The sequence below is a fragment of the Methylohalomonas lacus genome, from assembly GCF_024808875.1.
GTDB lineage: Bacteria > Pseudomonadota > Gammaproteobacteria > Methylohalomonadales > Methylohalomonadaceae > Methylohalomonas > Methylohalomonas lacus.
This window is the reverse complement of sequence record NZ_JANUCT010000024.1, coordinates 22,121-35,968: the sequence shown is the minus strand read 5'-3', so window position 1 is coordinate 35,968 and position 13,848 is coordinate 22,121. Positions and strand designations below refer to the sequence as shown.

The window sequence follows — 13,848 nt, the reverse complement described above, 5'->3', positions numbered from 1 at the left end:
ACCTTCGTCATCGCCGCCGTCAGCGTCGTCTTCCCATGGTCCACGTGACCAATCGTGCCGACATTGACATGCGGCTTACTGCGTTCGAATTTTTCCTTGGACATGGGGCGTTCCTCCAGGCTCTCGTTCTATCTCACTGTATGGTTGAATAATCTGCGCCCAGACTGACGCAATAAATTACTATTTAATAATGTCTGCCTAATCTGCAAACTGGTGCCCATGACTGGAATCGAACCAGTGACCTCTCCCTTACCAAGGGAGTGCTCTACCGCCTGAGCTACATGGGCGCTGTTCAAACTGTTTCACCGGTCCGCCGTGCCGGCGCATTAGAAACCAATGCCTAAACTCCAGCCCGGCGACCTGGCCTGACGTTCGCGCCAGCAGCGGCAGCGCGTATCGATCCTTGCCAATTCCGGCCCTGGCCAATCCAGTACACAATTTCTAGGGCGTACTGCAAAATAGCCCTGGCAGTTTACAAAACGTTGACTAAACTATTCTGGAGCGGGTGATGGGAATCGAACCCACGTCATCGGCTTGGAAGGCCGAGGCTCTACCATTGAGCTACACCCGCCTTAAACCTTGCACACATACGCCGCCCGTCAGCGGGGCTCGCTCTACACCACCCTGTCAGCTATCCGGTTGATAACGCCGGAATAATATCTGGTGGAGGGAGGAGGATTCGAACCTCCGAAGGCAATGCCAGCAGATTTACAGTCTGCCCCCGTTGGCCGCTTGGGTATCCCTCCAAAATGTAAGCCGTGCATTTTCGAAAAATAACAACAGCCTGTCAATCAATCCCGAGACTATTTTCCAACTATTTTCGCTAGCCGGTCGCCGGCCGGATTACGGCCCCCGTCAGGCCGTAACGGATTTCGCTGGGCTGACTGCGCCCGCCAAGCGGCCCATTGAGCACATAATCCAGCTGCCCGCCGAAGTAGGCGCGGACCCGCGCCGGGTCGCGCGCCGGGACACAGCCGGCCGGGTTGGCACTGGTCGAGATGATGGCGCCGGACCGCGCGCACAGCGCCTGTACCAGTGGGTGGTCGCTCACCCGCACCGCCAGACTGGTGTGCTCGCCGGTCAGCCAGGCCGGCGTACCCGGGCGCGTGGGCAACAACCAGGTCACCGCCCCCGGCCAACTGGCAAAAACCTGCATCCAGTCGACCCGGGCATCGGCAAAATCGATGTAGCGACGGAACTGGTCGGGATATGCCCCTATTAAAATCAATCCCTTGCGCGGTGAGCGGCGTTTTATCCGCAACAGCCGCTGTACCGGCGCGCGTTGCGGCAGGCAGCCGAGACCATAGACCGCCTCGGTGGGATAGGCGATAACGCCGTGCGCGGTCAGCGCCCGCAGCGCCGGAGCGGTTTTCCAGGTGGGGACTGAGTTTGCGGCGCTCAAGCGCAGGCCTTGGCGTGAACCAGCCGGCTAGCTGGCGGTTTTTTTCTTTTTCTTCGCTGCCCGGCCGCGACCACGCTTCTCGGGCGCATTGGCGATCATTTCCTGGCACTCTTCCAGCGTCAGGCTGTCCGGCTCGCGGTCCTTGGGCACCCGCACGTTCTTCTTGCCATCGGTGACATAGGGGCCATAGCGGCCCTTGAGGATGGAAATGCCGGCTTCGTCGAAAACCTTGATCTGCCGTTCCAGATCGGCCTGTTTCTTTTCCTCGATGAGCTCGAGCGCGCGTTCCAGCGTCACTGTGTAGGGATCATCCTCGCCCTTGAGCGAGACAAATTTCTTGCCAAAGCGTACATACGGGCCGAAGCGGCCGATGTTGGCCTCGACCTCGTCACCGTCGGCGGTTTCACCGAGTTGGCGCGGCAATTTGAACAGCGGCAGGGCCTCGTCGAGCGTGATGGTATCCATGCGCTGGCCGGGCTTGAGACCGGCAAACTTCGGTTTCTCCTCGTCCTCGCGCTCGCCGATCTGGACAAACGGCCCATAACGGCCCATGCGCACGGTGACCGGCCGACCACTCTTCGGATCGGTACCGAGTTCGCGCGCCGCCACGGCCTCCTTGCGGCTGACGCTTTCTTCCTTTTCCTTGACCTTGCTGTCGAAGCTCTTCCAGAACTGATCCAGAACCGGGATCCAGTCCTGCTCGCCACGGGCGATCGAGTCGAGTTGGTCCTCAAGCTTGGCGGTAAAGTCGTAATCGACGTAGTCGGTGAAGTGCTCGGTCAGAAACTTGTTGACGATGCGACCAACGTCGGTCGGGATGAAGCGCTTGCGATCGAGCTCCACGTATTCGCGCTGCAACAGCGTGGATATGATGCTGGCGTAGGTCGATGGCCGGCCGATGCCGTACTCTTCCAGGGTCTTTACCAGGCTGGCTTCCGAATAGCGCGGCGGCGGCTCGGTGAAGTGCTGTTCGGCGCGGATCTCGTTCAATGCTGGCTTGTCGCCCTGCTCCAGCGGCGGTAGCGTCTTGTCGTCATTCTCCGGTTTCTTGTCGTCGACGTCTTCCTGATAGACGGCAATAAAGCCGGGATCAACAATAGTCGAACCGTTGGCGCGGAAGACGTTGCCGTCGCCGCACTTCATGTCCACGGCCACCGTGTTGATCGTCGCGTGCTTCATCTGGCAGGCAACGGCCCGCTTCCAGATCAGATCGTATAGCTTGAACTGATCATCGGTCAGATGACTCTTGATCTGCTGCGGCAGTCGCTCAACCGAGGTCGGCCGGATCGCTTCGTGCGCTTCCTGGGCATTTTTCGCCGAGGTCTTGAACACGCGCGGCTGCGCGGGAAGATTATCCTTGCCGTATTCGTGGCTGATATAGGTCCGCAACTCGTTGATCGCTTCTTCGGCCAGGTTCACCGAATCGGTACGCATGTAAGAAATCAGACCCACGGCACCATCACCGGTATCAATGCCCTCGTACAACTGCTGCGCGGTACGCATGGTGCGCTGGGCGGTGAAGCCGAGCTTGCGCGAGGCTTCCTGCTGCAGCGTCGAGGTAATGAACGGCGGCGCCGGCTGACGGCGGCGCTGTTTCTTCTCAACATTATCGACCGTCAGCGCCTTGCGGCTATCGCTGCCCTGCGCGGCCTGCAACAGGGCCTCGCGGGCGGCGTTGGCCTGCTCGGTGTTGTCGATCGAGAACTGCTTCAGCTTCTCGTCGTTGTAGTACGTCAATTTCGCATTGAAGGCGTTGCCGTCATGCTCGAGATCCGCCTCGATGGTCCAGTATTCGCGTGGCACGAACGCCTCGATCTCGGCCTCGCGCTCGCAGATCATGCGCAGGGCCGGACTCTGAACCCGACCGGCCGACAGACCACGACGGATCTTCTTCCACAGTAACGGCGACAGATTGAAACCGACCAGGTAATCGAGCGCGCGACGTGCCTGCTGGGCATCGATCAGATCCGTGGACAGCTTGCGCGGGTGGGCGATGGCGTCCTGGATGGCACTCTTGGTCACCTCGTGGAATACCACGCGGTGGACGTTCTTGTCATCGATTGCGCCTTTTTCCTTGAGCAACTCGTACAGATGCCAGGATATGGCCTCACCTTCCCGGTCCGGGTCTGTGGCCAGATACAGGTCGTCGGCCTTTTTCAGCGCCTTGACGATGGCATCGACATGCTTCTTGTTCTTGTCGATGACCTGGTATTTCATCTCGAACTGATGCTCGGTATCCACGGCACCGCTTTTCGGCAGCAGATCGCGCACGTGCCCGTAGGAAGCCAGGATTTCGTAATCCTTGCCCAGGTAGCGACTCAAGGTTTTCGCTTTCGCCGGCGATTCGACGATAACGAGTGATTTGCTCATGCAGGAATAATTCAGTTGGTTAGCTGTGCGACATCATCCTGCCACACAGGGTTTGGAAGCAATCAGTGCAGGCTGGCGTTAAATTCATCCATGACCAGGTCCTCGACCCAGGTAAAGGCCGCTTCCTTGCCGGGCTGGTTGAACAACACCATCAACACCACCCATTTAAGCTGCTGCAGTTCGATCTCTTCGGTCTCCAGGGCCATGAGACGGTCGATGACCATTTCACGATCACTGCCATCCAGTACGCCGATATTTTCAAGGAACATCAGGAAGCCATAGCATTCCGTATCCAGCTTGTTGGCTTCTTCATCCGAGAGAATGCGGGTCGAGGGCCGCTGCGCCAGCTTCGGCAGGGCCACCGTTTCCTTCTGCATGGCCAGGCCCTCGAGCCAATCAAATGCCTTGCTGACCTGGTGTTCGCCGAAACCGGCTTCTTTCAGTTCTACCCGGAGGACGTCCTCATCAGGGGTAAATTCAACGTCGTCTTCGATGTAATTGTCAAACAGATACATGAGAACGTCTAACACGGTTTCTTTCATGTGTTATCTCTTCGAAGGCGTGAGTAGGTGCCGCCTGGTTGTGAAGCCACCAGCCCGCGCAGTTCTAGTAATAACAGAATGGAGGAAACGGCATCAGCCGTCAATCCACTGCGCACGACCAGGCTGTCCACCGATACGGGGGCTGCACCGATGTGTGCCAGTAATTGCAGTGCCTCTGCGGACAAATCCGAAAGATTTTCCGCCGACCCGGCGGCGGCCGGTATCGCCGTCGAACACGCAACATGCAGCAATGGACCGAGCTCTTCGATGATGTCCTGCTCCGATTCGACCAGCTTGGCGCCCTGGCGGATCAGGTGATGGCAACCGCGTGCCTGCGGCGTGTGAATGGAGCCGGGAATGGCAAACACCTCGCGCCCCTGTTCACTGGCATAGCGCGCGGTAATCAACGAGCCGCTGCGCAGGGCAGCCTCGACCACCAGAACGCCGGCACTGAGACCGCTGATGATGCGGTTGCGACGCGGAAAGTGGGCCGCCAGCCGCGGCGTCCCGGGGAAAAACTCGCTGACCAGGGCACCGGCGCCGGCAAGAATGCGTTAGGCCAGGTCGGCATGGCGTTGCGGGTAGATGCGATCCGGACCGCACCCGGACACCGCGATCGTCGCCCCGCCCGCATCCAGCGCGCCCTCGTGGGCGGCGGCATCGATGCCCACCGCCAGGCCGCTGTTGATTGTCAGGCCGGCGTGTCCCAGCTGGCGGGCAAAATCGCGCGCCACGCCGCGGCCATCCGCGCTCGGGTTGCGGCTGCCGACCACCGCCAGCTGTGGCGCTGCAAGGCACTCGCGGCGGCCGCGAACGAACAGCAGCAACGGCGGGTCGGCAATCTGGCGCAACAGCTCGGGGTAGGTGACATCCTGCAGTGTGAGCAGGCAACGCGCCTCGCCGGCCTCCTCCAACCAGGCACAGGCACGGTCGACGGCGCGCCAGTCCGGTTGCGACAGCGCCCGGGCCCGATCGGCCGGCATCCCGGCGGCAATCAGTTCCCCCCGGCTGCAGGCCAGCAGCGCTGCCGGCGAACCAAAATGCTTCAATAACCGCTGGGCGGCAGCCGGGCCGACACCCTTGACGCTGGCCAGTGCCAGCCAATTACGCCGGTCAGCGCCGGCGGCGGCGGTTGTTCCATCCATGGACCAACTCCCGTGGCCAATCGCTGGCGGCCTCCGTTTACGGGCCGGCAGCGATACATGCCGCTAGCGTTTACGGATTGGTAACAGTGTCGTAGATATGAATCGGCCGCTCGGTATCCATGACCAGGGCGTAGCTGACTTTCTCAAAGGTGCGGAAGACGACGATGACGCCGGCGAACTCTTCCGGCAGCACGACCCGCTCGCCGCGGGTCTTGGGCGCACCAAAGTATTCCAGGTAAGGATTATTTCGCGACGCCGTGCGGGCAGGGACTTTATCGCGCACCACCTCGCCGCTCTGGTAGACGGCCAGCACGTTGCCGGACTCAAGCCCCTGATTGGTGCCGGCAGAAATCACCACCACCTGGTAATTGCCAATCTCGGAGACACCGTCGATAACCGAAACGATGCGGCCATCGATCGACTCGTCCGGCTCCGAGGGAATGAAATCACCGCCCAGGCCGGACTGCTCGGTCTGCGGCACCAGCCGGTCGCCGACGCGGATTTCGCGCTCGGAGTCGGTGATGATAGCCGAGGCCGGATCGCCGCTGCGCACGACTTCCGCCTCGCCCACGTACAGGGCCTGATAGCCGAGGATCTCACCCTCGATTTCGCGGTAGTTGTACTTGGACTGCACCACCGGCGAGCGATCGTAGTCGTCCGCATCGCTGGGCAGCACGTAGGCCGGCCCCTGCCGGTAGATGGTGTAATCCGTGGCGGTTTCCGCTTCATCCAGACCGCGAACGTAGATCTTGTTGCCGGTAGCGGCGACCAGGCGCTGATCGTAGCTCGACACGACGTAGGGCCAGTCGGCCATCTCGTTTTCGGAAACGACCCGTTGCTGGCTCAGGAATGGCCGGATGTACTCGACCGGTATCGATGGAATCGCGCGGTCACTCGCGGAGCTGCGTATCTCTGGCGACAGCTTGACGGTACGGCTGCCGCCGGCGCCGGTGCGACCGTCGCGATTGACCGACAGGACCGGCCTGCCGTCACGATAGGTCAGGTAAACCACATCGCCCGGATAAATCAGATGCGGATTGTCGATCTGCGGATTGACTTCCCAGATTTCCGGCCAGCGCCAGGGCTCGCGCAGGAAACGCGCGGAAATATCCCAGAGGGTATCCCCCTTGACGACCGTATAGCGATCCGGGTGATCGGATTTAACCGCCGGCGACTGGGCAAACGAGGCGACCGGTAGCAGGGCGCACAGCAGGAAGGTGAGTAATTTGTTCCGCATTTTTTTTATTCCGCATCAGATTTTGCGCCGGATATCAGGACTGTTACGGCGGTTCTTTAATGTAGATTTTAAGAAGAATAGCAAAATGTCAACCGTTCCACCATCTGCGAACGCATTTATGAGACCTTGGTCAAAATCGGTTATAATGCTTCATAGTCAATCAATTAGATAATTTACGGCCAAAACCGGGTTCATCACCCGGTCAAGCTACCGCGGTTATGGCAAAACTCAAAGTACTTCATTATCCCGATCCGAACCTGCGCAAGAAGGCCGAACCGGTCGCCCAGGTTGACGACAGCATCCGCCGGCTGGCCGCCGACATGCTGGAAACAATGTATGCTGAAAACGGCATCGGCCTGGCCGCGACCCAGGTCGACGTCCAGCACCGCGTCGTGGTCATTGACCTGTCGGCCGAGCGCAACAGCCCGTTTTACCTTGTGAATCCGGAAGTGCTGGAGAGTCGCGGCAGCAAGGAGATGGAGGAAGGCTGCCTGTCGGTACCGGACTATTTCGATGTCGTCGAACGCGCCGAGTGGATCCGCTTCCGCTACCAGGATCTCGACGGCGAGACCCACGAACAGGAAACCGATGGCCTGCTGGCCGTCTGCGTCCAGCATGAAATCGATCACCTCAACGGCCGCCTGTTCGTCGACTACCTGTCCGGCCTGAAACGCAAGCGGGTCCAGAAGAAGCTGGAAAAACGCCAGAAGCTCGAACGCCAGACGCTGTGACCGCCACGGCCCTGCGACTGGCGTTCGCCGGCACCCCGGCGCCGGCGGCCACGGTACTGGCGGCGCTGCTGGCGTCCCCGCACCGCATCAGCCGCGTCTACACGCAGCCGGATCGGCCGGCCGGCCGGGGCCGCAAGCTGCAGCCCAGCCCGGTCAAGACACTCGCCGAAGACCACGGCCTGAGCGTGCAGCAACCCGCCAGCGCTGCCGAACTGGCGGCGGACAGCGAGCTGGCCGACGTCGACGCCCTTATCGTCGTCGCCTATGGCCTGCTGCTGACCGAAAGCGTGCTCCAGCGACCCCGGCACGGCTGCATCAACCTGCATTTCTCGCTGCTGCCCCGCTGGCGCGGTGCCGCGCCGGTGCAACGTGCCATCCTCGCCGGCGACAGCGAAACCGGCGTCAGCCTCATGCAGATGGACGTCGGCCTCGACACCGGTCCGGTGCTGGACCAGGTACGCACACCTATTTATAAGAATGACACCACGGCCAGCCTGCAGACGCGACTGGCCGAGATCGGCGCCGCTGCACTGATCGATCGGCTGCCCGAACTCGGCCGGCTGGCAGCGACGCCGCAGGATGGTGCCGCTGCCAGTTATGCCAGCAAGATCCACAAGCAGGAGGCGCGCCTCGACTGGCAACGGCCGGCCGGCGAGCTGGCGCGCGCGGTGCGTGCCTTCAATCCGGCACCGGGCGCCAGCGCCAAACTCAGCGGGCTACAATGCAAGATCTGGCAGGCTGAAGCCCTCGACGCCGCCGTCACCGCGGCCCCCGGCCGGGTCGTCGCCGGTGACAGGCACGGCATCGATGTCGCCACCGGCGCCGGCCTGCTGCGCCTGCAGCGCCTGCAGTTGCCCGGCGGCCGGCCGCTGACGGCGGCCGAGTTCCTGAACGGCCGGCCCGACTTCCTGAGCGCCGGCTGAGTCCATGCACAGCCGCAGCCTGGCCGTCCGCATCCTGGCGGAGGTTATCGACACCGACGTGCCGCTGGAACGGGCAATCAGCAACGCGAATGCGCGCGTGGCGCTGCCAGAGCGCGACCAGGCCTTCGTGCAGGAACTCTGCTACGGCGTGCTGCGCTGGCTGCCGCGGTTACGCTTCCAGCTCAGCCAGCTGCTCGACCGGCCGCTGAAAACAGCCGACAGCGATATCGGCCTGCTGCTGCTGGTCGGTCTTTACCAGATTCTCGATCTCGACACGCCCGATCACGCCGCGGTGGCCACCGGCGTCGATGCATGTAGCGAACTCGACAAACCCTGGGCGGCGACACTGGTCAATGCGGTACTGCGGCGTGCCACGCGTGAACGCGTGCAGCTCCAGCAACAGGCGGCGGCACAGCCGGCCGCGGCACTGGCACATCCGAAATGGCTGCTGAAGACCCTGCAGAAGGCCTGGCCGGAAGACTGGCAGACGATCGCGGCGGCCAACAACCAGCGACCGCCGTTTTATATCCGCGTCAACCGGCGCCGCAGCGACTGCGAGCAATACCACCAGCTGCTGACCGCCGCCGGCCTGACAGGCACGCCCCATGCCGACGCAGACTATGCCCTGCGGGTGGAACCGGCGGTGGCTGCCGGCCGCCTGCCGGGGTTCGCCGACGGCCTGGTCTCGGTGCAGGATCCGGCCGCCCAGCTGGCCGCCGGGCTGCTGGACCTCGAGCCCGGTCAACGGGTGCTCGACGCCTGCGCCGCCCCCGGCGGCAAGACCGCCCACATGCTTGAGCAGGAACCCGGCCTGGCCGAGGTGGTTGCCATCGACCGCAGCGCCGATCGGCTGGCGCGGCTGCAGTCCGGACTCGAACGCCTGCAACTGAGCGCGACCTGCATCGCCGCCGACGCCGCCCGCCCGCGGGACTGGTGGGACGGCAATGCATTCGATCGTATCCTGCTCGACGCCCCGTGCAGCGGCAGCGGCGTAATTCGCCGTCACCCGGATATCAAGTATCATCGCGATCGCGCAGCGATCGATGCGGCGGTGGCAATGCAGACACAACTGCTGACCGCCCTCTGGCCGCTCCTGGCACCGGGCGGTAAGCTGTTGTATGCCACCTGTTCTGTGCTGCCGGCGGAAAACAGCGAACAAATCGCCGGCTTTCTGGCACAACACGACGACGCCAGTGAACAACCCATCGCCGCGCCCTGGGGACGGCAACAGCTGCACGGGCGCCAGATTCTGCCCGGCGACAAGGAGATGGACGGTTTTTTCTATGCCCGCCTCGGCAAGCGTTAGATTCCGCTCACTGCTGGCTGCGATCGCGGCTCTGCTCGTGCTGTCGTTGCTGGCGCCCGGCACCGACGCGCGGGCGGCGAGCATCAAGGTCCGCGAGGCCGGCAGCAACCTGGTGGCGGGCCAGCTCACCGCCAGCGCGCAACTCGACTTTGAGCTCAGCGAAGAGGCGCTGAAGGCACTGGATAATGGCGTCGCCCTGAATATCGTCGTCGAACTGGAGGTACTGAAGGAACGCTTCTGGCTTTGGGACCGCACGCTGGTCGAACACAGCGAGAATTTCCGCCTCGAGCGCCAGGCGCTGAGCAAGAACTACCTGGTCACGCACAAGTACCGCCGGCGCAGTTTCCTGTCCCTCCAGGAAGCACTGGAGTTCATTGGAACCATGAGCGATTACCCGTTGCTGGACAGCACCGAGCTGGAAGCCGAAGGGAACTACCGCGGTCGTATCCGTGCCTGGCTGGATATCGAGAGCCTGCCGGCGCCGATGCGCCCGGCCGCACACATTTCCGCCAGCTGGCGACTAAACAGCGGCTGGCACGAATGGCGGATTCATCCATGAAGCGGCCCCTGTCTGTCGCCGGCCCGGGAGCGACGCGATGAAACGCGACAGCCGCATCATTTTCATCAGTGGCCTCGGCCTGTTCTTTTTCATGCTGGCGTCGCTGCTGCTGATGAGCGACGCCATGCAGAATTCCGAACGCTTTGGCCGACTGTATTCGGCCCTGCTGGTATTGAATGCGGTCGGTCTGCTGGTCATGCTGATTCTGATCGGCGTCAATATCCGCCAGCTGATCCAGCAACTCCGCAACCGCGTCGCCGGCGCCCGCATGACCGTGCGCATGGTACTGATGCTGACCACGCTGTCGGTCACGCCGGTGCTCATCGTCTACTGGTTCTCGCTCGATTTTCTCAACCGCGGCATCGATAACTGGTTCGATCTGCGCGTCGAGAGCGCATTGAATGACTCGCTCGAACTGAGCCGTCTGGCACTGGATGGCCGCATGCGTGACATGCTGCGGCGAACACGGCAGGTGGCGGATGAATTCATTGACGTCGACAATGCCGCGGCATCGTTCGAAATCGACGAGATGCGCCGTCGCATTGGCGCCGAGGAACTGACGCTGATGAGCCGCCAGGGCCGCTTTATCGCCAGCAGTTCCAGCGATGCGACCCAGCTGGTGCCTACCACACCGAGCGATAGCATCTTTCTGCAACTGCGCCAGGGCAACAGCTACGTCGGCCTGGATACGGTCAAGGAAAACGAACTGGTGATCCGCACCGCCGTCAATGTACCGGACATCTCGATACAATCGGACAATCGCGTTCTGCAGGCATTGTACCCCGTATCGCAACGCATGAACGAGCTTGCCGACAGCGTCGAATCGGCGTACGAAAAGTACCGCGAGCTGTCCTACCTGCGCGAACAACTGAAACTGAGCTTCACCCTGCTGCTGACGCTGGTGCTACTGTTCAGCATCTTCAGCATCGTCTGGGCGGCGTTCTATACCGCCCGTCGGCTGGCCGCACCGATCCGCGATCTGGCCATGGGTACCAAGGCGATTGCCAGCGGCGACTACAGCATGCAACTGCCAGTACCCAGCAACGACGAACTCGGCGTACTGGTCGCGTCGTTCAACGACATGACCCGCGAGATCGCCCGTGCCCGCGATGCGGTCCACCAGAGCCGCCAGGAAGCCGAGGCCCAACGCGCCTATCTCGAAGCGGTGCTCGGACGGCTGTCGTCCGGCGTGCTGGTGCTGGACCAGGAACGCAACCTGCGCACCTCCAACGTCAGCGCCAGCCAGATACTCGGCCTGCCGATCTCGCCCTGGATCGGCAAGCATCTGCACGACCTGTGCGAGACACACCCGCACCTGCTGCACCTGGAAGAAGTGATCACACCGCACCTGGAAAGCCAGGAAGACTGGCGCGCCCAGGTCACACTGTTCGGTGGCAGCGGCCGCCAGGTACTGATGTGCAGCGGCACCTCGCTGCCGAGTACCACCGCCGAACAGGCCGGCTTTGTCATTGTTTTCGATGACATCACCACCCTGATCCAGAGCCAGCGTGACGCTGCCTGGGGCGAGGTCGCCCGGCGCCTGGCGCACGAGATCAAGAATCCGCTGACGCCGATTCAGCTGTCGGCCGAACGCATCCGGCACAAGTATATGCAGGCCGAGACTCCGGATCTGGATCTGAAACCGCTGGACCGCCTGACCAATACCATCATCCAGCAGGTTGAGACGATGAAGGATATGGTCAACACATTTTCCGAGTATGCCCGCGCGCCGGCGCTGGAACCGCAACCGATCGATCTCAATGAACTGGTGCGCGAGGTACTGGACCTGTTTCACAACCTGGATCCCGGCGCGCAGGTCGACGTTGACCTGGAACCGAACCTGCCACCGGTAAACGCCGATCCCGGCCGTCTGCGCCAGGTACTGAACAACCTCGTCAACAATGCCTTTGACGCCAGTTGTGACAATGAACCCATACAACTGGCATTATCGACCCAGAAAATCCGCCAGGGCGGTCTGGAATTCGTCGAGATACGCATCAGCGACAGCGGCTGCGGCATTTCCGATGAACTCATCGGCCAGATTTTCGAACCCTATATAACGACCAAGACCAAGGGCACCGGTCTGGGACTGGCGATCGTCAAGAAGATCATCGAGGAACATGGTGGTATGGTCTGGCTGGAGAACAACACGCCGGCAGCCGGGGCTTCAGCCGTGATACGGCTGCCGCTTGATAGCGACGCCAATAACGCTGACGATAGCGATACTGATAATCAGGGAACAGCGACCGTATGAGCAAGATTCTCGTTGTCGACGACGAACCGGATATTCGCGAACTGGTTCAGGAGATCCTCGTGGACGAGGGCTTCGATGTCGAGGTGGCCGAAAGTGCCGACCGCGCCCGCGACCAGATCAATCAACACCAGCCGGATCTGGTCCTGCTGGATATCTGGATGCCGGACGAGGACGGCATTACCCTGCTGAAGGAATGGAAGGCCGAACACAACGAGATATTCCCGGTCGTCATGATGTCCGGCCACGGCAGCGTCGAGACCGCGGTCGAAGCCACTCGCCTCGGGGCTTACGATTTCATTGAAAAACCGCTATCGCTGGCCAAGCTGCTGCTGACCATCAAGCACGCCCTCGAACGCGTCTCCCTGCAGCAGGAAAACACCCGCCTGCGCCACTACAGCCAGGCCAGCGACGAACCCATTGGCAAGAGCCAGCAGATGCAGGCGTTGCGTGACCAGCTGCAGCGCGTCGCGCATCACAATACGCCGGTACTGATCATCGGCGAATCCGGTACCGACAAGGAAATATTCGCCCGCTACCTGCACAATATGAGCGACCGCGCCAATAGCCCGTTCATCAGCGTCGGCGTCTCGAGCCTGTCCGCCGAAAACTCGGCGGCCGAGTTGTTCGGCAGCGAGGAGGATGACGGCCGCATACAGACCGGCCTGCTGGAAAAGGCCGAGGGTGGCACACTGTTCCTCAAGGACATTGCCGACATGTCGCTGCCGGTACAGGGCAAACTCCAGGACTTGCTCGACAGTGGCCAGTTCGTGCGCGTCGGCGGCGTCGAACCCATCAGCAGCAACGTCCGTGTGGTGGCTGCAACCAAGCACAACCTCGAACAGTTCGTTCACAACGGCAATTTCCGTGATGATCTGTACTACCAGTTAAGCGTGGTGCCCATTCCATTGCCGGCATTGCGCGATCACTACGAGGATATTCCCGATCTGCTCGAACACTATGTCGCCTACTTTGCCGAACGTGAAGGCCTGACCTATCGGCGTTTCAGCGTCGCCGCCCAGAACCGGCTGCGCAGTTACCATTGGCCGGGCAACCTGCGCGAACTGAAAAACCTGGTGCAACGGCTCTTGATCCTCGGCCGTGACGAAATCATTGAAACCGAGGAAGTCGAAAGTGTGCTCGGCAAGCGCCAGAAACAGCCGGCCGAATACAACAATCTGCCGGGGTTTGATCTGCCGCTGCGCGAAGCGCGCGAACAATTCGAAAAGGCCTACCTCGAGTATCAGCTCAAGCAGGCCGACGGCAGCGTCAGCAAGGTGGCGAGAAACGTCGGCATGGAGCGTACGCATCTCTATCGCAAGATGCGTTCACTGGGTATTGAACTGAAAGCCGATGGCAGCGACAAGTGAGGCCATGCTAGC

At 61.6% G+C, this 13,848-nt stretch carries 11 protein-coding genes, 3 tRNA genes and 1 pseudogene; 6 read left to right on the top strand and 9 right to left on the bottom strand.

What is annotated here, in order from left to right; all coding sequences use genetic code 11:
- The 9 genes and pseudogenes from J2T55_RS12570 to J2T55_RS12530 all read right to left on the bottom strand — a co-directional run.
- Window positions 1–104, bottom strand: a 104-nt coding sequence (locus J2T55_RS12570; protein WP_259057573.1) for a GTP-binding protein, incomplete at its 3' end; no start/stop codon positions are given.
- A gap of 107 nt (window positions 105–211) precedes the next feature.
- Window positions 212–287, bottom strand: a tRNA-Thr gene (locus tag J2T55_RS12565).
- A 210-nt stretch (window positions 288–497) separates the two neighbouring features.
- A tRNA-Gly gene (locus J2T55_RS12560) sits at window positions 498–571 on the bottom strand.
- A gap of 90 nt (window positions 572–661) precedes the next feature.
- Window positions 662–746, bottom strand: a tRNA-Tyr gene (locus J2T55_RS12555).
- Between the two features lie 77 nt (window positions 747–823).
- Window positions 824–1,402 (bottom strand): Sua5/YciO/YrdC/YwlC family protein, encoded by a 579-nt coding sequence (locus J2T55_RS12550; protein ID WP_259057570.1) that lies wholly within the window; start codon window positions 1,400–1,402, stop codon window positions 824–826.
- A gap of 27 nt (window positions 1,403–1,429) precedes the next feature.
- The gene (locus J2T55_RS12545; RefSeq protein WP_259057568.1) at window positions 1,430–3,772 is read right to left on the bottom strand and encodes a DNA topoisomerase I; all 2,343 of its coding nucleotides are present in this window, start codon (window positions 3,770–3,772) and stop codon (window positions 1,430–1,432) included.
- A gap of 62 nt (window positions 3,773–3,834) precedes the next feature.
- Window positions 3,835–4,314 (bottom strand): DUF494 family protein, encoded by a 480-nt coding sequence (locus tag J2T55_RS12540; RefSeq protein WP_259057566.1) that lies wholly within the window; start codon window positions 4,312–4,314, stop codon window positions 3,835–3,837.
- Window positions 4,311–5,459: pseudogene (gene dprA, locus J2T55_RS12535) on the bottom strand (DNA-processing protein DprA). Before dprA ends, J2T55_RS12540 begins: the two are co-directional and overlap by 4 nt.
- A 70-nt stretch (window positions 5,460–5,529) precedes the next feature.
- The gene (locus J2T55_RS12530; RefSeq protein WP_259057564.1) at window positions 5,530–6,696 is read right to left on the bottom strand and encodes a LysM peptidoglycan-binding domain-containing protein; all 1,167 of its coding nucleotides are present in this window, start codon (window positions 6,694–6,696) and stop codon (window positions 5,530–5,532) included.
- 218 nt (window positions 6,697–6,914) lie between these two features.
- Between J2T55_RS12530 and def the strand changes: the two genes are divergently transcribed.
- The 6 genes from def to J2T55_RS12500 are packed head-to-tail and all read left to right on the top strand — an operon-like array spanning window position 6,915 to window position 13,836.
- Window positions 6,915–7,427 (top strand): peptide deformylase, encoded by a 513-nt coding sequence (gene def, locus J2T55_RS12525; protein WP_259057562.1) that lies wholly within the window; start codon window positions 6,915–6,917, stop codon window positions 7,425–7,427.
- Window positions 7,424–8,350, top strand: coding sequence for a methionyl-tRNA formyltransferase (fmt, locus tag J2T55_RS12520; protein ID WP_259057560.1), 927 nt, complete (start codon window positions 7,424–7,426; stop codon window positions 8,348–8,350). The genes def and fmt overlap by 4 nt, the downstream gene beginning before the upstream one ends.
- A 4-nt stretch (window positions 8,351–8,354) precedes the next feature.
- A complete protein-coding gene (rsmB, locus tag J2T55_RS12515) occupies window positions 8,355–9,656 on the top strand; it encodes a 16S rRNA (cytosine(967)-C(5))-methyltransferase RsmB (RefSeq protein ID WP_259057558.1) in 1,302 nt (433 codons plus the stop codon).
- Window positions 9,634–10,215 (top strand): DUF4390 domain-containing protein, encoded by a 582-nt coding sequence (locus J2T55_RS12510; RefSeq protein WP_259057557.1) that lies wholly within the window; start codon window positions 9,634–9,636, stop codon window positions 10,213–10,215. Before rsmB ends, J2T55_RS12510 begins: the two co-directional genes overlap by 23 nt.
- A 37-nt stretch (window positions 10,216–10,252) precedes the next feature.
- Entirely contained in the window at window positions 10,253–12,469 is a 2,217-nt protein-coding gene (locus J2T55_RS12505) for a sensor histidine kinase (protein ID WP_259057555.1), read from the top strand.
- Window positions 12,466–13,836: a sigma-54-dependent transcriptional regulator gene (locus J2T55_RS12500; RefSeq protein WP_259057554.1), complete on the top strand. Its 1,371-nt coding sequence runs from the start codon at window positions 12,466–12,468 to the stop codon at window positions 13,834–13,836. Before J2T55_RS12505 ends, J2T55_RS12500 begins: the two co-directional genes overlap by 4 nt.
- Window positions 13,837–13,848 lie beyond the last annotated feature (12 nt).

What these genes read in the sequence shown, in the direction of transcription:
- J2T55_RS12530 (WP_259057564.1), bottom strand. Translation starts at nt 6,696, where the DNA reads ATGCGGAACAAATTACTCACCTTCCTGCTGTGCGCCCTGCTACCGGTC.
- J2T55_RS12545 (WP_259057568.1), bottom strand. Translation starts at nt 3,772, where the DNA reads ATGAGCAAATCACTCGTTATCGTCGAATCGCCGGCGAAAGCGAAAACC.
- J2T55_RS12500 (WP_259057554.1), top strand. Translation starts at nt 12,466, where the DNA reads ATGAGCAAGATTCTCGTTGTCGACGACGAACCGGATATTCGCGAACTG.
- J2T55_RS12510 (WP_259057557.1), top strand. Translation starts at nt 9,634, where the DNA reads ATGCCCGCCTCGGCAAGCGTTAGATTCCGCTCACTGCTGGCTGCGATC.
- J2T55_RS12505 (WP_259057555.1), top strand. Translation starts at nt 10,253, where the DNA reads ATGAAACGCGACAGCCGCATCATTTTCATCAGTGGCCTCGGCCTGTTC.
- rsmB (WP_259057558.1), top strand. Translation starts at nt 8,355, where the DNA reads ATGCACAGCCGCAGCCTGGCCGTCCGCATCCTGGCGGAGGTTATCGAC.
- J2T55_RS12540 (WP_259057566.1), bottom strand. Translation starts at nt 4,314, where the DNA reads ATGAAAGAAACCGTGTTAGACGTTCTCATGTATCTGTTTGACAATTAC.
- def (WP_259057562.1), top strand. Translation starts at nt 6,915, where the DNA reads ATGGCAAAACTCAAAGTACTTCATTATCCCGATCCGAACCTGCGCAAG.